The sequence below is a fragment of the Chryseobacterium sp. UYP7 genome (assembly GCF_056279225.1).
In genome coordinates this window covers 272,461-292,908 of the sequence record NZ_JBWBQW010000002.1, presented here as the reverse complement: position 1 = coordinate 292,908, position 20,448 = coordinate 272,461, and the positions used below count along the sequence as shown (strand labels likewise).

The following is a 20,448-nucleotide window of genomic DNA, read 5'->3' as shown; positions in this document are numbered from 1 at the left end:
GATGTTTTACATACACTGCTATTTCAGTCTTTAATTTCTATTTTTTAAGACAACCCAGCCGTTCAACAATCGACCATCTGAGACTTTAATTACATACCAGTAACTTCCTGTTGGTAGTGGACGGGAATTTAGAGTTCCGTTCCATTCGAAGATTCCGTTAACTGTTTTCTGAAAGACGTTATTTCCAAAACGGTCGAAAATCTGTACCTCGGTGTTTACATAATTTTCTAATCCCGGGATTTTCCAGGTATCGTTAATGCCGTCTGCATTTGGAGAAAAGACGTTTGTAACATTAAAAATACTAAAGTTTAAAGAGCCGATAATACAGCCCAGTCGCGTTTTTACGTAAACCGTGTAATTTCCGTTATCCAGATTCTCAAAAATATTTGAATCTTGCCATGTTAAATTGTCCAGAGAATATTCAAAATCTCCTGCTACCGACATTTGCACGGTTGCGTTATTATTGATGATCTGAACGCCGGTAATTGTCGCGATCACCGATTGTGTTGCGATCACCGTCGCGGAATTATCGCACGAATCACTGTTTGTTACTTTAATATTATATGTTCCGGCTTGGGAAACGATTAAGATCTGATTGTTAGAAATCACTGTCGGATCACCTGTTTTCGTCCATTCATAAGACGCAAAACCACTTCCTGCATCTAATGTGGCACCTTGACCATTACAGAATTCCACATTTTCGGGAAGATTTAAAATGGGTTTTTGATTGAGTGTTAAAGTCAGCTTTACAACAACAAAACATCCCAGAGGATTTGAAATTTTTACTTCAAATATATTGGAGCCGATAATTAAATTTACGTTCGCCGGGTCTGGAATGATCTGATTGTTCGCATCGTAGAATTCAAAAGTATAATTTGCCGGAATTGGAACTAAATTTCCTTTGTAAGTGTTGAGGTTCTCTATCTTAAAATTCGCAGTCGTGTCATTACAAAATGGTAGTGCAAAATCATTGGCGGGAATTCCGCCGTTTTGAATTGAAACGGTAACGCCTAATTTCTTAGTGCTTTCACAACCGTTTAAAGTTTGAGTTGCAAAATAAGTTTGGCCATCAACAAGTGGAGTAGATCCGCTTAAAACACTTCCAACGGTGTCATACCATCGTATGTTTTGCCCGTTGATGATAATATCTGAAACCGTCGGATTCTGCGCAGAACAAAAATCCTGAATCAGATTTCCTGTGGGTGGAAAAGGATCATTTACATTGACTAATACTCCTAATGGTGAACTTTCACAACCATTTAAAGTTTGAGTCGCATAATAAGTGGATCCATTGACTAAAAGGGTGTTTGAATTTAAGGGCGTTCCAGAGGAATCATACCATTTTATGGCCGTTCCGGAGACTGAAATGTCCGAAATTTTGGGCGCAATAATCAAGCAGAAATTTTGTATAGTATTTCCAGTCGGCAAAGGTTCGCTCGTGATAACCACACTTTGATTTTGAGTAGAAATATTTCCGTTACCATCATTATAACTCCAGTGGATCATATAATTTCCAGGCAATGAGTATTGAAGCGGATCAGTGGTCGTTCCCATAATATTTCCAGCGCAATTATCGTTTGCAGTAGGAATTGTGGTAACTACAGTTTTACAGTTTCCAGTGATTGTTGGTAAATTTGCAACGTTTGGAATTGGGGCGGTTTTATCTTCTACTTTTACGTTAACAAAATAATTTCCGTCGCAGTCGCCAGTTCCTGTAATGGTGCAGATGTAAGTTCCGTTGTTTGCAGAAGTTGCAAGTGGAATTATAGGATTTTGATCTGGAGAAGTAAATCCATTTGGTCCCGTCCAACTGTAAGAAGTTCCGCCAGAAGCAAATAATCTAATGGACGAACCTTGACAAACTGTAGAATTTCCTGTGGCAGAGACGTTATTTTGACAATCCCGAAATTTGGCTAAATGATACCCTGTGTAAGCATTCGGCATGAACGTTCCCGGTGTTCCGAATGGATGCGTAAAATTGTAACCTCCTGTATAACCAATTACATAAATATGTTTATTTCTGTAGCTAATATTTTGAAGTTCGTCTTGACCCATATCTGCATAATAACTCCCCCAAATTTGAGAACCACCGCTGGAAAACTTTGAAAAATATCCATCGTCACTGTTCGTTCGCGTAGGTTGATAACCATTTGGAGTTGCAATGTCTGTCGCACTTCTTGTATCTCCTGCAACCAATATCTCGCCAGCATCATTAACAAATAGAGTACTGATGTAATTTCCAAAAAAACCTTCGCTGCCGTAATAAGTTCCCCAATCGATTTTGCCATCTGGGAGAAATTTGGCAATAAACCCATTTTCTTCACTCGTGGTGTGAAATTGTTTGTGAGAACCTGGTGTTGCTATAAAATCGGAACATGTAGTTGTTCCCGCAATTATAATGTTGTTTTGAAAATCCGTGCTTAATCCAGAAATATAATTATTAGAATTAGTTGCATAGGATTGTTGCGATCCGCCATAATAGGTTCCCCAAATTTTATTAAATGCCGAATCAAATTTTAAGATATATCCATTTGCACCTCCGGTCATATTGGGTTGATGAGTTCCCGGAGTACCTATATTAGGATAGAATGATAAATTAGAATATTGACCAGCAATGATGCAATTATTTTGTGAATCAGACGTAATATGATTTACAGGTCGGTAAAAATACGAACCGTAAAGCAACTGTCCCGACTTCGAAAATTTTGCAAAAAAGCCGGTGATATCATTGTTTTTAGTAGGTATAAAAGAACTAGGTGTAGTAATTTGATCAAAACTATCCGTCGCTCCGGAAACTAAAAGATCTTCGTTTTGGTCAAAATTGATATCAAAAATATCTTCGTATCCTTTTCCACCGTAGTAAGTTCCCCAAATTCTTTTTCCATCCAGATCTAATTTCATGATGAATGCTTCCCGGGTATTTGCAGAACCAAATTCTTTGTGTATTCCCGGAGTTGTAATATTATTGGCGAGACCGGTTTGATCGAAAGTGGAACCTGCCACATAGATCGCGGTATTACCTACAATTCCATCATACAATTTGGTTCCATAAAGATAATTTCCGATGTATGTTCCCCAGATTCTTTGTCCATTTTCATTAAATTTTTCGATGAAACCATTATCATAAGTTCCATTCTGAATGGTAGTTTGGTGTGCTCCGGTCGTTGCAATATAATTTTGATTCGTTGTTATCCCACCAAAATAAACCTGATCATACTGGTCAGTTTCAATAAAAGTTGAGGTGTTGTCATAAATATAATTTCCAAAATAACTTCCCCAGATTCTCGTAGGAACCGGATCGATAACCACTACTTTATACGAAATATTTTTATCAGAATTAAAACCAAAAGTTTGATTGCCTAAATCTTTAAATCGAACTGAAATTGTGTTTTTTGCGTCTCCAACTTCTTCCCAGGAATGTGGAATATTTTCCTGCATTTCCCCAAAACGCATGTTCATGGCAATTTTTCCGTCTTTCAAAAACGTTTTTGCACCCTTGAATTTTAATCGAATATCAGAAATTTTTCCACCAGGATTTACGATGAAATTATATTCTACAGGTTTTAAAGTATCCTTCGGTTTGAAGAAAACCAGATCAATATTGGCGTAAAGATTTTTGTAAATTATTTTTTCGTAGCGATAAACGTTTTCAATTCCATTTTGCTTTCCAGGAATATTATAAAAGTTCTCGTAATCTTTGGATCTGCCTACTGCAATGATCTCTGGGTTTTTATTAGCACTGACAAAATCGATATCGATACGATGGTATTTGAATTTCAAATCATATTCAGATCCTTTTCGATCTTTTTGGGAAAGATTTTGGTCTTTCTTTTTAGAAGTCTTTTTTAAAGTTTTTTTTACTTCAAAAACATCATAGGAAAATCCTTCCTTTTTTATCTGAACATTTAAGCCATTAGAATTGAAAAGATATTGAACGTCGGAATTTTGCTTTCCGTTTTGATCAATGATCTGACCTTTATTTTCAGTGAAAAAAGCCCCGGAATTTGATTTTAGGTTTTGACTGAATAATTTCGCGGAAATTATGAATAAGAATACAAAAAGTAAAAGTTTTTTCATCAAAATAAATGTGGGTAAATATAAACGATTCCGAGCTTATGGCAAAAAAATAAATTATTGGAAAACGCAACAAATGAAATCCCAGCTTCCCTCGCAAATAGTAAAATCTAAAAATAAAAAAAACCAGAATTAATCTGGTTTTTCTAGGAGATTTAAAGAAACATTCTATAGCGTATAACCTTTCTTTGTTCCAATTTCTACGATTGATTTTTCGATGGCTTTTCCTAAATCATCGACATTAGAATTACCGCGGTGTTTCATTTCTTTATCGATGAAATCCTGTCTTTTTATAGCCAGATCTGCGATTTCTTTTTGTAATTGAGTTCGCTCTTTCGTTTTTTGGTCAACTATTTTTGCGATATCAACTTTCGATTTTCCTTTCAGCTCCGCCGGAAGTTCCTCATTTTTAATTTTCCCCAAATACTCTTTATCACTTTCTGCTTTATCAACAAGATCCCAGGAATCATTTCGGTATGCAGATTTTTTAGACTTTGCAACGGTTCTTTCGACTGCGTTTGATTTCGACATTGATTCTGCGTTTTGATCTTGGGTCATTTGCATACTTTTTTTGCTGTTTCCCGTACTTCCGTAACCAATATAAGTATCATTCAATTTTACATTACATTCAGAAATTCGGTCGTCGTAAGGCGTTGGAATAAATACTACTTTTTGATCGGAGTCAATATTAAAATATTTTCCATTTCCCTGTGTTGCGCCATCTTGCCAAAGCGTCTGGATGCCTTCTTCGCGATTTCCACAGAAGATCGTATTAATGTAAATATTTTTCTTTTTCGCATCTCTGATCGCTTCTTTATAATTAATTCCTTCCTGGTCAAACTCTTCATTTCCGGCGATATAAACCAGTTTCATGCTTTTTTCAGAATTGTTCCACTCCAGTTGAGAAGTCGCGTCCTCGATTACAGCGCCACAATATTCAGTTCCACCATTAGTTTTCAGCGCGAATAATTTTTCGGAGATCAAATCGAGATCCTGAGTTAAAGGCGTCACTTTGCGGATCCAGTTTTTATCGCTGATCCCATCATTTCCATATTCATAAAGGGCGATCTCTATCCTTGGCGCTTGGCCGTTATATTTTAACGTCGTTAAGGTATTAACAATATTCCAGAGTCTGGATTTTGCCTGATCGATCAAACCATCCATCGAGTTAGACGTGTCGAGTAAAATTGCAACCTGAATGGTATTTTCTGCATAATCTATGGGCGGAGCGAGCTGTTTAACGATGGGTTCCGGAAAATCCCGGTTTATTTCTATCGTTTTCCCAATTTTTACGGCGGCGAATACCACTACAGAGCTTGCCAAAATTCCGGTAATTAAAAAATTCTTTTTCATAATAGTTTGATTTTAAGAGTTAACGTTTTTTATTTCTAAAGTAAAATTAGAAGATATTAAGGCTGAAAATCGGCAGACTTGGTGAATGCTGGTTTTGACTTGGTGAAAGCGTCTCATTTGAAAAGTTTATATTTCTATATTTGTTTAATGAAATGGTTACGGAATTTTTTAATGCTGATGTTTGTCTATACGAGCGGACTTCTCTGTGCCCAGAATTCAGAAATGACATCTGAAATTAAAAGTCAGTCCGCTAAACTGGAAAACGCCCTTCAAACCAACGATACGAAGAAACAGGCAGAAATTTACATCGCTCTTGCAGATACTTATTACAACCAGAACAATTTTTCGAAGAGTGAAGAAAATCTATTGAAAGCTAAAAATATCTATCAAAGAACCTCTGATAAGAATGGATTGGCGATTGTTTCCAGAAAATTAGCGCAAACTCAGGAAAGCCTTAATAAAATTAAAAGTGCTGCAGATAATTATAAGAAAGCTGCATCTTACAGCAATGTTAAAAAGCAGGAAGAAACGAATCAAAATGATTATTCGAGGGTAGCGACAAAATCTTTAGCGAGGAAAAAAAATGCCATTGAGGGCAATATATCCATCAATAATGAACCTTCAAGTTCCGCCGACCTGGCAAAGGATTATTCCAATCTTGCAGATGTGAATGTGCAGGAAAATAATATTACTGGAGCTGCAGAAAACCTGAATAATGCGTACGAAATTTCCAGGATTTCCAAACCAGCTCAAGCCTTAATTATTAATCAGAAAATAACGGATCTTTATGTTGAAAGTAAAAATTACGACAAAGCAATTGAAACGAAAGAAAAGGTTTTAAAAGAAAATTTCGTGGCAGAAAATTCGCAGGAGAAAGCTAACCAGATCCAGGAGTTGGCCGCAATTTATCTCCAAAAAAATGATATTAAAGAAGCAATTCAATTGTTCAAAAAATCTTACACAATTTCCATCGAGAAACACCATACGATCGAAGCGCAGAAAAGCGTAAAAAAACTAGACAGTCTTTATCAAAAATCTGGAGATATGGAAGCGTCAACTCAATTGTACCGAAATTTTCTAAAGGATTTGCCGGACTTGGTTAAAAACGACAGAAGCTTAATTGATGCGACAATTTTAAAGGAAACCGAAAGTAAAATTGCTCTTTTTGAGAAAGAACGTCTTCTGAAAGATGAACTCATCCGCAAAAAAAATATTTTTAATTACAGCTTAATCGGCGCTTTGGTCCTGTTGTCGGCTTTATTTTTTATTATTTTTAAGACTTTAAAAAAGGTTCAGATCAAAAATAAAAAAATCGCTTTGCAGTCGCTTCGTAGGGAGATGAATCCGCATTTTATTTTTAACAGTTTGAATTCTGTTAACCAGTTTATCGCCACGAATAATGAGTTGGAAGCGAATCAATATCTCACGAAATTCTCCAAATTAATGCGCGGTGTGATGGAAAATTCTACGGAAGATTTCATTTCCTTCTCTCAGGAACTGGATCTGTTGCAGAATTATTTGTCTTTAGAAAAAACACGTTTTGCAGATAAATTCGAATATGAAATTTCAATTGATGAAAGCCTGAACACGCAAAATCTTCAACTTCCGGGAATGCTGATTCAGCCTTTTTTAGAAAATGCGATCTGGCATGGATTGCGGTACCGAAGCGAAAAAGGATTTTTAAAACTCAATTTTAAAAAAGAAAGTGAAATTTTGAAAATCAGCATTAAAGACAACGGAATTGGCATTGAAGAAAGCAAAAAACAAAAAACGCATCATCAAAAAAACAGGGAAGGACGCGGAATGAAAAATACGATAGAACGGATCTCATTGCTGAATGATCTTTACAAAAAAAATATAATCTGTAATGTGAAAGACTCTCCAAACGGAGTTTTAGTGGAAATCAGGATGAACTTTTAAAATCTAAAAATGAATTTATTAAGTAAGAAAATAGGATTGATCTTCATTTTGATGATCATAACAACTTTTTCTGCACAGGAAATCAGTGAGTTGAGATATCAAAATATTATCAATCAACTCAAAGTGGGAAAAGCGCAAATCAAAGAAGATCTGGTCGTTGAAAAGAAAATGCCAAATGTTGAAAATTCTTACATCGTGGTCATTCCAATACGAATTGGAAATGACGAACCTGATAGTTTTATAGTAAAAAATACTGTTTTAATTACGAACGAAAATGGCTACATCAGAAATAAATATTCAGATCCCAATGAATATAATTCGGATGCGATCATGTTGACAAGTTTTTCAATTGATACAGGACTTTACAATCTCAATTCAAAGATCCGCGCTTTTGGCGTAACAGCAAATTACACCGGAAGTAGCCGGCCAAATCCATATTCATCAACTGTAATTTCTATGTACTATTTGCAGGGAAGAACAATGAGAAAAGTTTTGAATCAACTTACTACAGAAGAGAATATTGGTGAATGGAATATGTCTTGTGAGGGTGAATTTGAGGAAAATAATTCTGTAATTATTTTGGATAAAGCAATGACGAATGGTTTCGCAGATCTAAAAATCAAGACAGAAAAGGTAAAACAAAGTAATAAGGAAGTTGACGGTGAATGTATTGAAGATAAGAAATCAACCGTTTCTTATAAAACTTTGAAATTTAACAAATCAACTTATCAATAAACTATTAATTGATCTGCACTAAAACCTCAAAATTTGAACTCTAAAGAATGAAGATAAAAGCCGTAATTGTAGATGACGAAAAAATAGCCCGGAATGTTTTGCGGAATTATCTCACAAAATATTGTCCGCAGGTTGAACTTTTGGGAGAGGCAGAAAACATTAAGGAAGCAGTTCCTTTTATTTCGGAAAAACGTCCACAATTGGTTTTTTTGGATGTCGAAATGCCTTACGGAAATGCTTTTGACGTTTTGGAAGCGACAAGTGAATTTTCTTACGAGACCATTTTTATCACCGCATTTTCTCAATATTCTTTGCAGGCTTTAAATAAATCTGCGAGTTATTATATTCTGAAACCTATTGATATTCAGGAATTAATTCTGGCCGTAAACAAAGTAGCGGAAAGTTTAGAAAATAAGGAAAATTTTAGCCGTAATAAAATTCTGCTCGAAAATCTGAAGTTAAAACCGGAAAAGCAGCAGTTAATTTTACCCACGCTGCAAGGTTTTGATGTGGTGAAAACGGAAGATATTGTTCGACTTCAGGCAGATGGGAATTTCACGCAGGTTTATTTGACAGACGGTTCTAAAAAAATGGTATGTCGGTTTTTAAAACATTTCGACGATCTGCTGGAAAATCCTTTTGTACGGGTTCACCGCTCGCATATCATCAATATTCAATTCGTAAAATCTTATCACAAGAATGGCGAAATTATTTTGAAAGATGAAACTGAAATTGAAGTCTCAGGAACGTATAGAGAAGATTTTTTAGCTCTATTTAAATAGGATTTCTATAACGTGAATCTGAAGTTTCTACTAAATTGAACTATTAAGATTTTGATGAAATAGTCGGAGGTCAAAATTTCCACCGGAAATTGAATACAAGATCTTTCTTACACTGAACTAACCTGGAAGTAGAATGTTTTTAGGAATTTTGTGTTTGGACAAAAAGTTTGGTTATTCCTTTCTCACTAAAAGAATCCAGTCTTCTTCGAGTAATTTATATCCAATGTCGTAAACAAATCGATATTCGGCGCCGTTTTTATAGACTTTTAAACTGGTGAAATATTCAAAATCAAAACCTTCAGAAACCAATTTGTTTCGCGTTGTTTTGGCTTTACCGTCAATAAATTTCTGTTCCGATAAAACCCGGTGATTTTTGCGCATTTTATTATTGATGTTCCGCATTAGGTTGGAGGAATCTTTGTTGTTTTTGTTGTTGAAGGCATTTCTGCAACCATCATTACAGAATTTTTTATCGCTCCTGCCGATAATTTTTTCTCCACATTCCAAACAGTTTTGCATAAGAATCATTTGATACTCAAATATATAAAAAATATCCATTTGAAAACGGATATAGCTTATTTGCTTTAAGAAGCCATCGATCCTATTTAGTTCGCTGGTTCTCCACAATTTGGACAGTAATTCTGGCTTACTTCAGTTTTGCAGTTTTTACAGTTTGTCATCGATTATTTCAGATTTCTATCTTTTAACTGTTTCTCCAACGCTTTGCTTTTCTCTTCTGTTTTATATAAGATCAAAATGTAGAATAAAGGAAACAAAGTAAAAAATCCGAAGCCGTTTTTTATAGTGCTGTAAATTGCGACACCAATGAGTAATCCAATTAAAACAGCATTTAAGAGATTTGTTGATGTCATCTTTTTTGCTTCTTCTAAAGGCTGCTCATCGGTTAATTCTGAGAATTTTTATGGCTTCATTTTTTTAATTTTCAGAGTTGCTTCTGCTGTTTCTTATCAAAAAATAAACTGAAAAAGCTAAAGTGATAAGGTAAACAATTGCTAATCCAGTGTTTTTGAATGTATTAGTTTCAAAGTCAAACTGTTTGTACAGGGTCCAACCTAATAGAATGGCGACGAATATAAAAAAGAAGTTGAAATTTTTAGTGGTTTTCATAATTTTATTAATCTGATTGTTAAGACAAATTTCATTTACCTGCGTTGAATTAACTTGTATAAAACGGACATTACAAAAATTTATACGGAATATCTTTATCAACTACAGGTGCAATATCCGCAAAAAATTCCCTTGGACTTAAATGTGTTAGTTTTTTGAACTCTCGCGTAAAATGTGGAGAATCGTAGAAATTACTGTCGAAACAAATTTGCGTTAGATTTTCGAAAGGTTTATTAAACTTGGAATGAACTGCTTTCCGGAAGCGCAGAATCTGTTTGAAATCCATAGGAGAACATCCAATATATTTTGCAAAAGATCTGTTAATGGTTTTGGCAGAAATATTTAACTGTTCTGCGAAATTTGAAATAGTTTGGTCAGGATTTCCATTTAAAGCTACCAGATAATTTTCGACCACCGATAAATCTTTTTTTAACAATTGTTTGGTAAGAAAATTTTCGAGCATTTCCATTTTTATATCGTTTGTGCCTGCGATAAAAAGTTGAGTTGTAAACGCAAGCCAATTTTCTTTAGTAATGAGTTGAGCTTCATGTTTTGCAAGGTCACAAGTATTTTCTTCAAAAAAGTAATTCAATCCCGTCGGCGTAAAATTGATAGAAATTTCCGGAACCGACCTTTCATATTTCAGTTGAAATGGAATTTTATACTTTCCTAAAAGTAAAATCTCTGGATCTTTTTTCTCTGAACTGCCAATTGAAATACAGTTATTTTCCAGACTCAGATTGGTATTTACGAAGAATGCCATCGTCATACCCAGCTGCGGAAAAGCTAAATAACTGATCGGCTCAACGAATTCATTCATCACATAAACGCTGTAAATGTATTTTTGCAGGATCGCTGATTTTGGAATAAAGATTTCGTACATCATTCTCTAATAAGATTTCATATCTTAAAATTTCAACCGGGCAAATTCCCGAACAAGGTTTGAAAATACTAAGTCCATCAATTTAAAAATTTTTCAGTGGTCTGAATTTTATTTAATGTGAGATGATTTCAATCAATAAACTAAAAGAAATATTGCGATTCATTCTCTGTAATTAGACTGAAAAATTCGATATTTAAAAAGTCCTACAACAATTCCACCACCAATACTGTTGCCTAATAAGGCCAGAAGAAGAAACCATAAATAGTCCAAAACCGTCACGGAATTTGAATATAAAACGGCACCAAACACTTCTATATTTCCAACAATACTGTGGTGAAAACCGCCAAAACCTATCACCCCGGTGATGATCCCAATGAGTAAAATTCGGGTGAGTGAATTAATGGTACTGTTTAAAAGCCAGTTTAATAAACCCATTAACCAGCCTGCAACAATGGCGCTTAAGAAAAGGGTCCAGGCATCGTGATCAATAATGTGTTCTCCAATAGTTGCCATGGTTTCATGCGTGAACAGATCGAGTCTCGGCGCGAGAGTACCAATAAAAAGGACGAACAAAATACCGCCAAAAACATTGCCTGCGATCACCAGTCCCCAAATCCGTAGTAATTCCGATATTTTTCGCTGTCCGTTAAGTACCGGCAAAGTTAGAACAGAAGTCTGCTCTGTAAAAAGCGCCGATTTCCCCAGAATAACGAAAATAAAACCTAAGGGATAAACCAAAGCGAATAATTTTACGAGAATATCTTCGGAGATCTTTCCGGCGAATAAGTAATAGATAGTGCAAATGAGCAAGTAACTGAATCCGATTTCCAGACCAGCAATTACGGCACTTAAAGTGATCGCCTGGTTTTTTATCTTAAAGATCTCTTCACCTTCGTGAATTACACGACTTAGAATATCACGATATTCTTCAACACCATCGATCTCATTAGAATTTTTTTCCAGATCTTTCTGAAATTCTTCCTGGTCGTTTTGTTCGTTTTCCACAGCTTATTATTGTTGTATATTTTTTTGCGGTCATGGCGCTTTTTAGCGTTGAAGTTTACCGTTTTTTCTATTGAAATTTTATAGAGTCAATAACCTTTTTAAAAACGGCATTCAAATGATCTTCAGTCGATTGATTTAAGGTGATTTGATAAAAAGTATTTCCAGTAGGAACTGCAATTAAGGTCGTTTCGAAACTGGATTTTTTATTTTCATTATTTAAATTATAACCTTTAAACTTCATTATAATTGCTTCCCTATTATCAATTTTGAGGATGTTTGGTGCTTCAATTATTTTAAATTCTTTAATGACTTTCGCGAATTCCTGAAGACTTTTTTCAATCTCAAGTTTTAGATCTTCAATGTTTTTAGCGCTGTTTGGTCTGATAAGAACTTGTAGGTTTGATCTGTAAATTCCTTTTTTCTTGTTGGTGTAAAAACCCAGAAGCTGAATACTGCTGTTTCCATTTTCCTCCAGCTCTTTGACTATTTTTTCAGAGAAACTGTATTTGTTGTAGATGGAATTCATCACTTCATCCCGTTGAAATTCGATCCAGTTCTCTGGTGGATCTAGAGAGATCTTTTCCTGAGCTGAAATTTTCAAACTCATGATTACGAAAAAGATCAGCAGTGAAATCTTAAATGTAGATATTGTTTTCATATAAATAATCACCTTTTTCCGCTTGACAAAGACTCCAAAGTTTGTAGTAAGTTAAGAAATTGATAACTCGCTTTTATTTTAATATTTTGTGAAATCATTGCTTATATCCCGAATTGCTTTTTGAAAATCATTCAGTTGATCCTTCGTTGGTACAATTTCAGTTAAATTAAAAGTATAAGTCCTTTTTAGATCTGCACTGATCCATTTTCCACCTATTATATTTTCTGTTAAGGTTCCTAAAAAATTCCCGGTAAAATTTGGTGTTGAGAATTCAGTTAAGCTAATGTTTCCGTCGTTATTTCGATATCCGTTCAATAAAATATAGTTTTTTTTGTTGTCGTATTTGTAGCTTCCAGAAATTTGATCTGCATATATACCCTCATCTAAACCTTCTAAGTAAAGAGTGATCTTAATGTTTCCGTTGATGTTTCCTTTATATAATTTGCCGGTTTGCGCAGAGATCTGTACAAAAATACTTAAAAGTAGAAGCGAAAAAATTATTTTCATTTTTTATTGGAGGTATTTTTTATTAAAATGCGAAAGGTTATTTTGTGATTTGAAGTGATTAGAAGTGATTGGAATTTTTTTATAATGAAGCGTTTATTGGGTTCATTCATTAGTACTTCTAATTGTTTCTATTCATTGGTCGCTTGCCGAAGTTATAAATGATATTTTGATTGCCGGTTTGTATTTGCTAACCAAAAGTCGTCATGATCAATATAAAAGTTAGCACTGCGATTACTGTGGTAATAATTCCCATTCTTCTCGATTTGGTCCAGCCGACTAAAGAAATCATAGAAAGTAAGGATACAATGCCCAATAAAAGAGTGAAAGATCCCAAAATTCGGTGGTAAGTAAATTCGCTGCTTTCAATTTTCCCGGGATATCCGGGAGTTGTCATCATCATCACACCCGTCCACGCAAAAATGGAGACTAGAAATAAACATGCTGCTAACGTGGAGGTGAATAAAATGTATTTTGCCAGTTTCGTCTTTAGTTCTGTAACCAAAAGGTTTGCAATCACTAAAATTGAAAAACCACCCAAAAGTGATGTGATAAAAACGGTTTGGGAAGAAAGTTTGTTCCAGTACTCTAAGCTGATATCTAGCATCATATTTTTTTTAATGTTTTGTAAAATTTCCTCTTACTTTTGCTTTTAAACATAAAAGCACGGCCAAAAAACCGCGCTCTTACAATAAATTATATATTCAAAAATCTCAACGTTAGAAACCCAAAAATCGAATTTCTTACTTTGAAATTAATCCTCATGTCCGTACATCTTATTATACAGTTTAATATATCTTTCTTTCACGGCTTTTCTCTTCAATTTCATCGTAGGAGTAAGCATTCCCGACTCAACGGTCCAGAGTTCCGGCGTTAGTTCAAATCGTTTGATCTGTTCCCAGTTGCCTAATTTTGTATTGAGATAATCGATTTCTTTGCCGATGCGTTCCTTCAATTCTTTACTTTGAGAAATTTCTTCCGGCGTAGTTCCGATATTCAAATTTTTTCTTGATGCCCAATTCTTCACAAAATTAAAATCGGGTTGTATCAACGCACACGGCATTTTCTCGCCATCGCCGACAACCATGATTTGCTCAATAAATTTGGACCCTTTTGCCTGATTTTCTAAAACTTGGGGCGCAATATATTTTCCACCAGATGTTTTGAACATTTCTTTCTTACGGTCGGTGATATGCAAATAACCTTCTTCATCGATATGTCCGATGTCGCCTGTTTTGAAAAAGCCTTCCTGTGTAAAAGCTTCGGCGGTCATTTCTTCATTTTTAAAATATCCTTTAAAAACAGAAGGCCCTTTTACCGTAATTTCCCCATCTTCCTGAATTATAACTTCCAGATTTTCTAAAACATGTCCAACGGTTCCTACTTTTATTTTTCCAAAGCTGTTTACCGCAATTACGGGCGAAGTTTCGGTTAAACCATAACCTTCCAAAATAGGAATTCCGGCATTCTGAAACATTTTATTCAATCGTGGTGCTAAAGCTGCAGAACCGGAAACGAGTGTGATGATATTTCCACCCAAACCTTCGCGCCATTTTGTGAAAACAAGCTTATCGGCAATTATTTCTTTTAATCCAGAAGGTTTACCAATGGTCTGTTTTGCCTTATTCACTCCCAGTGCCCAAAGGAATATTTTAGATTTTAAACCGCCTGCACTTGTTCCTTTGTCGTAGATTTTATCGTAAACCTTTTCGATCAAACGTGGCACGACCGACATAATGTGCGGCTGAACTTCTTTAATATTATCGCCCATTTTTTCAATGCTTTCTGCAAAGTGGATCGAATAACCATTGTATTGATAAAGGTAAAAAAGCATTCTTTCGAAAATATGACAGATCGGTAAGAAGCTCAAAATTTTCACATCTTTATAATCCATTCCTTTCACGCGCGGAATTCTGGAGTTAGACGCCAGAACATTAGAAACAATATTTTGGTGCGTCAACATCACGCCTTTAGGTTTCCCGGTCGTTCCGGACGTGTAGATGATCGTCGCCAGATCTTCAGAATTAATGCTTTTCGAAAGATCTTCTACCTCGTTTTGCGTGGCTTCATCTTTCCCCATATCCAGAACTTCTTTCCAGCTGGCTGTTCCTTCAATGTCTTCAAAACTGAAAACACCTTCCAGAGTCGGGACTTTATCCTTAATTTTCAAGACTTTTTCTAAAAGATCTTTATCGGAAAGGAAACAGTATTTTACTTCTGCATTATTAAAAATATAATCAAAATCATCAGAAGAAATACTTGGATAAACCGGCACTGAAACGGCACCGATCTGAGAAATTCCTAAATCCATCACTGCCCATTCTGTACGGGTCGCGGTAGTAATTAGGGCAATTTTATCACCGGGTTTAATTCCCAGTTTTAAGAGTCCTCGGGAAATTTGATTTCCAAGATGACAAAATTCTTTCGTGGAGGTTTTCTCCCATTCGCCGTTATATTTGGTGATGAACATTTCATCCTGCGGAAACTTTTGTAATGCTTCATGAGCAAAATCGAAAATTCTTTTTATAGACATAGCTTTGTTTTTTCTTAGCAGCGCATTCTTTTAGGTAAATTAGATTGCACTTTTGTAAAAATATCATTTTTTATTTAAACAGCAAAAACTATTTTTCAGTCCTAATTCGGGAGCAAAAGGTCTTAATTTATCAATAAATATTAAAAGAATTTGGATTATTAAGAAATATTCCTAGACTTGCATAATTAAATTTTTTAATTTTTAGAAATAATGTAAATTTACAGACAATCTTATATACTATTTTATGAACTTTAATTTATCGGAAGAACAGTTGATGATTCAGCAAGCCGCAAGAGACTTTGCTCAAACTGAACTTTTACCAGGTGTAATTGAAAGAGACAATCAACAAAAATTTCCGCACGAACAGGTAAAGAAAATGGGGGAACTGGGTTTCCTCGGAATGATGGTCGATCCTAAATATGGTGGTGCCGGAATGGACAGTATTTCCTACGTTTTGGCGATTGAAGAAATTGCAAAAGTTGATGCTTCTGCAGCCGTGGTAATGTCTGTGAACAACTCTTTGGTTTGTGCAGGATTAGAAAAATTCTGTAATGAGGAGCAAAAAATGAAATATCTGAAACCGCTTGCAAGTGGCGAAGTTATTGGCGCTTTTGCTTTATCAGAACCTGAAGCGGGTTCTGATGCGACTTCGCAACAAACAACGGCGGTTGACAAAGGAGATCATTATATTTTGAACGGAACCAAAAACTGGATCACTAACGGTGGAACTGCGACTTACTATATCGTGATCGCACAAACTGATCCGGAAAAGAAACATAAGGGAATTAACGCTTTTATCTTAGAAAAAGGCTGGCCAGGTTTTGCGATCGGACCCAAAGAAGATAAACTCGGAATCAGAGGAAGCGACACGCATTCTTTATTATTTACGGATGTGAAAGTGCCGAAAGAAAACAGAATTGGGGAAGACGGATTTGGTTTCAACTTCGCGATGGCAGTTTTAAATGGTGGTAGAATCGGTATCGCTTCTCAAGCTTTGGGGATTGCTTCCGGAGCTTACGAATTGGCATTGAAATATGCGCAGGTAAGAAAAGCGTTCAAAACAGAGATCATCAATCATCAGGCGATCGCATTTAAATTAGCGGATATGGCAACCTCCATCATGGCGGCAAGAATGCTTTGTTATAAAGCAGCTGTTGAAAAAGATGAAGGAAAAGATATCTCAGAAATCGGTGCGATGGCGAAATTGTATTCGTCTCAAGTGGCGATGGATGTGAGTATTGAAGCAGTACAAATTCACGGTGGTTACGGTTATGTAAAAGAATATCATGTGGAAAGAATGATGCGTGATGCCAAAATTACACAGATCTATGAAGGAACTTCCGAGATTCAAAAAATTGTAATTTCACGAAGTATCGTTAAGAATTCGAAATAACTAAAACTAACTTTCCATGAAAAATTTTTGGATCATTCTCGCGGCCGTTGTCCTTTTATTTGGCGGATTTATGTATTACAAATTCTACTTCGTCTTCGGTGAAGGTGTAAAATCCGGCGTATTAAATTATGCAGTAAAAAAAGGAAATGTCTTTAAAACCTACGAAGGAAAATTGATTCAGCAAGGTTTTGGAGCCAATGCAAAAACCGGAAGTTTAACCAGTTATGAATTCGAATTTTCGATTGAAGATGAAGCCATTTTCAAAGAATTAGAGATTAACAACGGAAAAACCTTTGATCTTCACTACAAAGAATACCATGGTGTTCTTCCCTGGAGAGGGAATACAACTTATGTTGTAGATAAAGTCGTGAATATGAAATAGCGGTGAAACAATTGCCTCGGAAAAACCAGTAACTTTTGAATAAGCTATTGGAAACGAAAAACAGTAAAAATTTCATTTGAAATAAAAAAGGAAATCCTTTCAACTTGTTTGAAAGGATTTCTTATTTTTAGGCAATGAAATCGCCATTGATATGTTTCGAAAACAAATTACGATAAAAATTAGGCGATAACAGATGACCATTTTAAAACAATGAAAATTTACCTATGAAAGAATTGATATTAAAAAGAGAGCGCGTTTTGCATTTCCTGTCGTTAGGACTCATCGCCGTTTCTTTATTCCTGAAAGATCCGTTTCAAAAAATAATTGTTTTGGTTGTTGGAATTGTTGGTTTGCTGTTATTATCAATTTTGAAGAAGCAAAAAATGCTCATCATTATTTACGCAGTTTTACTCGTCGCTACTGGAATATTTTTCTATTATTTAACGGGCGGAAAGGTGAAGTTACCCGAAGGTTTAAAATAATAAATCTAACCATTAGAATTGAAAAGTGTGAACATGAAGAAAATCTTACCCATTGTCCTATTCTGCAGTTTCGCAGTCAACGCCCAAATTTCTCCAAAGTTAACAGATGACATTGCAATGAAGTTGGCAGAAAAACCGATGAAATGCATTAATCAGGAATATCCGAATAAAACCGCGCATATCATTAATAATGAACAGGAAGTCCTGTTGTCACCTTCCGATCTGCATCCCAGTTTCTATGGATGTTTTGATTGGCATTCTTCTGTTCATGGACATTGGATGTTAATTCGCCTCTTAAAATCACGACCAGATTTGGCGAATAGAGCAGAAATTATGGCCCTTTTAGCCAACTCTTTGCAGCCAGAAAAAATTAAAGAGGAATCTGCTTACTTCACCAAATATGCAGTTTCTATTAATTTTGAAAGAACTTATGGTTGGGCATGGATTCTTAAACTCGACGAAGAATTACTGACTTGGGATGATCCGCAAGCTAAAATCTGGCATCAGAATTTGAAACCTTTAACCGATGAAATTCTGAGACTTTGGAAAATTTATTTACCCAAACAAACGTATCCGAACCGAACGGGAGTTCACGCTAATTCTGCTTTTGCGATGGGATTTGCCATCGACTGGGCAAGAGCTGCAAACGATCAGGTTTTTTTAGATCAGCTAAAAGAGAAATCAAAATATTTTTATTTAAAAGACCGCAAAACTCCGGCTTATCTGGAACCGGATGGAAGTGATTTCTTTTCTCCAAGTCTCGAGATTGCCGATCTGATGCGAAGAGTTTTACCACAAAAGGAATTTGTAAAATGGTTCAATGCTTTCTACGATAAGAAAAGTATCGCGAATATTTCTAAAATTCCGATTATCAGCGATATCAATGATTTTCAAACCGTTCATTTGGTCGGACTTTCTTTCACGCGCGCCTGGACGATGAGAGCAATTTCTAAAGCTTTGCCAGATCATCATCCGCTTAAGAAACAATTGACGTCAACATCAACGTTGTTTTTAAATAATGCACTGCCATTACTTTTTCAGGGGAATTATGGCGGCGATCACTGGTTAGCAAGTTTTGCTGTTTATGCCATGAGTGAAGAGTAAGGTTTATATTTTTAATGAATTAAGATCAAAAGAAAAACAGGCTTCAACATGTTTTTCTTTAGTTCAATATTGCTTTTGCAAAAATTTCTTTCCAATCTTTAATTCTTTGGTAAATATTTCGAGTAATCTGTTGGATCGTTATTTTCATCGTCTTTTGTTTCGATGATCTCCGCATTGGTCACTTCTTTTTGAAAAGGTTCCGGGTTTGAAAGTGGTTTGGTGTTTTCTATTACTTTATTTTCTTTATTCCTTTTATTTCTTCGAACGAAATACCAGATTAATCCACCAATAAGAAACAGAGGCCAAAAGGGAAGAATAGTCAGCATCACCGTTCCTAAAACTTTAAAACCATCCATAAATGCATTCGAAGATTTCGACCCGAAAGAATCTGGTTTTTCCTTTGTATCATCTTTCATAATAGAATTTGCAGCTGCTTTTTCATTCTGAACCAAAGTAATTTCTACATCGCAAAGTTGGCCCGAAACGTAATCGGTTCCTTCCGACGATAGTTCCTTTGTTCTTACTTCTCCAATTTGAGAAGTCACGTTCCCAACCAGTTGATCAAAATTTTGAAGCGGCACTTTCACGGTCACATATTCTCTTTGGAATCCTTCGGTCTGACTGAAATTTTCGGAAACCAAATCTGCGTTATTTTCTCTTATTCTTTGTTTTAAAAGACTTTTCGCTGACTGAAGGTCTTCAACCTCAATTTCTATCTTTGCGGTTTTAACGAGTGGATTTCTTTGCACAATGGGTGGAATGACCACCGTGTTATTTTCCTCTTGAGATCTTGCATCGTTATTTTTGGAAGGAGTCGAAGAAGGATTTTGCCTTTTTGTTTGTTTGAAAATTTTATCTGCCGTTCTCGTCAAAACTTTGATCGCACTTTCGCCATTATTCAAAGCGTCGTTGGCTGAATCCAAAGTTTTCACAACATCAGTTCCGACGATAACATTTTTCGTGATTTTTTCAATTTCTTTATTGATGGAATCGATTTTCCAACCGCCAGATTTGATGGTACTGTCGATGACTTTTTTCTGCTTTTGAATTTCTGGAATGATGACTTTTTTCGCGATCCCATCTGAATCATTGATTGTTTTAGAAATCGAATCTAAAGTTTTTAAACCATCATTCGCTTTCGTAAAAAGACTGTCCGCATGTTTGATAGAATCGTTGGTTTGTTGAATGGTCGTTTTATCGCAGGAAATTAAAGCCATTGATATAAAAAGACCAAGAAATATTTTTTTCATTACTATTTTTAAATTTTTACAATCGGGTAGAATCAAATAGCATTCCTTTAAAAATAAAAAAAGACTCCTAAATCAATTAAGAGTCTCTAAATGTGTAATTTGCAAATCAATTTACAATAACTTTTCCAAGCTTATTACTAATTTAACTTTAAAATAATTCTTTAAACCATTAACTTTTAAATAAAGCTATTATGATCAGCCGGAAAAAACTTCGCATCCTTTGCTAAGTGAAACGCCTTTGCGAACGTAATTTTACACGCTA

At 35.3% G+C, this 20,448-nt stretch carries 18 protein-coding genes; 7 read left to right on the top strand and 11 right to left on the bottom strand.

Features of this window, described 5'->3' with window-relative positions; translation table 11 throughout:
- Positions 1-30: 30 nt before the first annotated feature.
- Positions 31-4,077 (bottom strand): DUF7948 domain-containing protein, encoded by a 4,047-nt coding sequence (locus ACZ9HT_RS05645; protein WP_476039486.1) that lies wholly within the window; start codon positions 4,075-4,077, stop codon positions 31-33.
- Between the two features lie 165 nt (positions 4,078-4,242).
- Positions 4,243-5,427 carry a vWA domain-containing protein gene (locus tag ACZ9HT_RS05640; RefSeq protein WP_476039485.1) on the bottom strand — a complete coding sequence of 395 codons (1,185 nt, stop codon included), beginning with the start codon at positions 5,425-5,427 and terminating at the stop codon, positions 4,243-4,245.
- A gap of 147 nt (positions 5,428-5,574) precedes the next feature.
- Between ACZ9HT_RS05640 and ACZ9HT_RS05635 the strand changes: the two genes are divergently transcribed.
- From ACZ9HT_RS05635 to ACZ9HT_RS05625, 3 genes are read left to right on the top strand one after another with little or no spacing between them, the layout of a single operon-like run.
- A complete protein-coding gene (locus tag ACZ9HT_RS05635; RefSeq protein ID WP_476039484.1) occupies positions 5,575-7,347 on the top strand; it encodes a histidine kinase in 1,773 nt (590 codons plus the stop codon).
- 9 nt (positions 7,348-7,356) lie between these two features.
- Positions 7,357-8,082 (top strand): PA3715 family protein, encoded by a 726-nt coding sequence (locus ACZ9HT_RS05630; RefSeq protein ID WP_476039483.1) that lies wholly within the window; start codon positions 7,357-7,359, stop codon positions 8,080-8,082.
- Positions 8,083-8,129: 47 nt separating this feature from the next.
- Positions 8,130-8,864 carry a LytR/AlgR family response regulator transcription factor gene (locus tag ACZ9HT_RS05625; protein WP_476039482.1) on the top strand — a complete coding sequence of 245 codons (735 nt, stop codon included), beginning with the start codon at positions 8,130-8,132 and terminating at the stop codon, positions 8,862-8,864.
- Positions 8,865-9,035: 171 nt separating this feature from the next.
- Here ACZ9HT_RS05625 and ACZ9HT_RS05620 read toward each other — a convergent pair whose 3' ends face one another.
- The 8 genes from ACZ9HT_RS05620 to ACZ9HT_RS05585 form a co-directional block, all read right to left on the bottom strand.
- A complete protein-coding gene (locus ACZ9HT_RS05620) occupies positions 9,036-9,383 on the bottom strand; it encodes a hypothetical protein (RefSeq protein ID WP_476039481.1) in 348 nt (115 codons plus the stop codon).
- 164 nt (positions 9,384-9,547) lie between these two features.
- Positions 9,548-9,736, bottom strand: a complete 189-nt coding sequence (locus ACZ9HT_RS05615) for an FUSC family protein (protein WP_476039480.1) — start codon at positions 9,734-9,736, stop codon at positions 9,548-9,550.
- A 326-nt stretch (positions 9,737-10,062) separates the two neighbouring features.
- Positions 10,063-10,878: a helix-turn-helix domain-containing protein gene (locus tag ACZ9HT_RS05610; protein ID WP_476039479.1), complete on the bottom strand. Its 816-nt coding sequence runs from the start codon at positions 10,876-10,878 to the stop codon at positions 10,063-10,065.
- Positions 10,879-11,034: 156 nt separating this feature from the next.
- Entirely contained in the window at positions 11,035-11,880 is an 846-nt protein-coding gene (locus ACZ9HT_RS05605) for a formate/nitrite transporter family protein (RefSeq protein WP_476039478.1), read from the bottom strand.
- Positions 11,881-11,947: 67 nt separating this feature from the next.
- Complete coding sequence (locus ACZ9HT_RS05600; protein WP_476039477.1) at positions 11,948-12,538, bottom strand: hypothetical protein; 591 nt, start codon at positions 12,536-12,538, stop codon at positions 11,948-11,950.
- A gap of 78 nt (positions 12,539-12,616) precedes the next feature.
- A complete protein-coding gene (locus ACZ9HT_RS05595; RefSeq protein ID WP_476039476.1) occupies positions 12,617-13,045 on the bottom strand; it encodes a hypothetical protein in 429 nt (142 codons plus the stop codon).
- A gap of 187 nt (positions 13,046-13,232) precedes the next feature.
- Entirely contained in the window at positions 13,233-13,652 is a 420-nt protein-coding gene (locus tag ACZ9HT_RS05590; protein ID WP_476039475.1) for a hypothetical protein, read from the bottom strand.
- A gap of 144 nt (positions 13,653-13,796) precedes the next feature.
- Positions 13,797-15,575 carry an AMP-dependent synthetase/ligase gene (locus ACZ9HT_RS05585; RefSeq protein ID WP_476039474.1) on the bottom strand — a complete coding sequence of 593 codons (1,779 nt, stop codon included), beginning with the start codon at positions 15,573-15,575 and terminating at the stop codon, positions 13,797-13,799.
- A gap of 244 nt (positions 15,576-15,819) precedes the next feature.
- Between ACZ9HT_RS05585 and ACZ9HT_RS05580 the strand changes: the two genes are divergently transcribed.
- The 4 genes from ACZ9HT_RS05580 (at position 15,820) to ACZ9HT_RS05565 (ending at position 18,936) form a co-directional block, all read left to right on the top strand.
- Positions 15,820-16,968, top strand: coding sequence for an acyl-CoA dehydrogenase (locus ACZ9HT_RS05580; protein WP_476039473.1), 1,149 nt, complete (start codon positions 15,820-15,822; stop codon positions 16,966-16,968).
- Between the two features lie 16 nt (positions 16,969-16,984).
- Positions 16,985-17,350, top strand: a complete 366-nt coding sequence (locus ACZ9HT_RS05575; RefSeq protein WP_476039472.1) for a hypothetical protein — start codon at positions 16,985-16,987, stop codon at positions 17,348-17,350.
- Positions 17,351-17,574: 224 nt separating this feature from the next.
- On the top strand, positions 17,575-17,832 hold the full coding sequence (locus ACZ9HT_RS05570) for a hypothetical protein (RefSeq protein WP_476039471.1): 258 nt from the start codon (positions 17,575-17,577) through the stop codon (positions 17,830-17,832).
- Positions 17,833-17,865: 33 nt separating this feature from the next.
- Positions 17,866-18,936, top strand: coding sequence for a DUF2891 domain-containing protein (locus ACZ9HT_RS05565; protein WP_476039470.1), 1,071 nt, complete (start codon positions 17,866-17,868; stop codon positions 18,934-18,936).
- Positions 18,937-19,034: 98 nt separating this feature from the next.
- Here ACZ9HT_RS05565 and ACZ9HT_RS05560 read toward each other — a convergent pair whose 3' ends face one another.
- A complete protein-coding gene (locus ACZ9HT_RS05560) occupies positions 19,035-20,186 on the bottom strand; it encodes a DUF4349 domain-containing protein (protein WP_476039469.1) in 1,152 nt (383 codons plus the stop codon).
- Positions 20,187-20,448 lie beyond the last annotated feature (262 nt).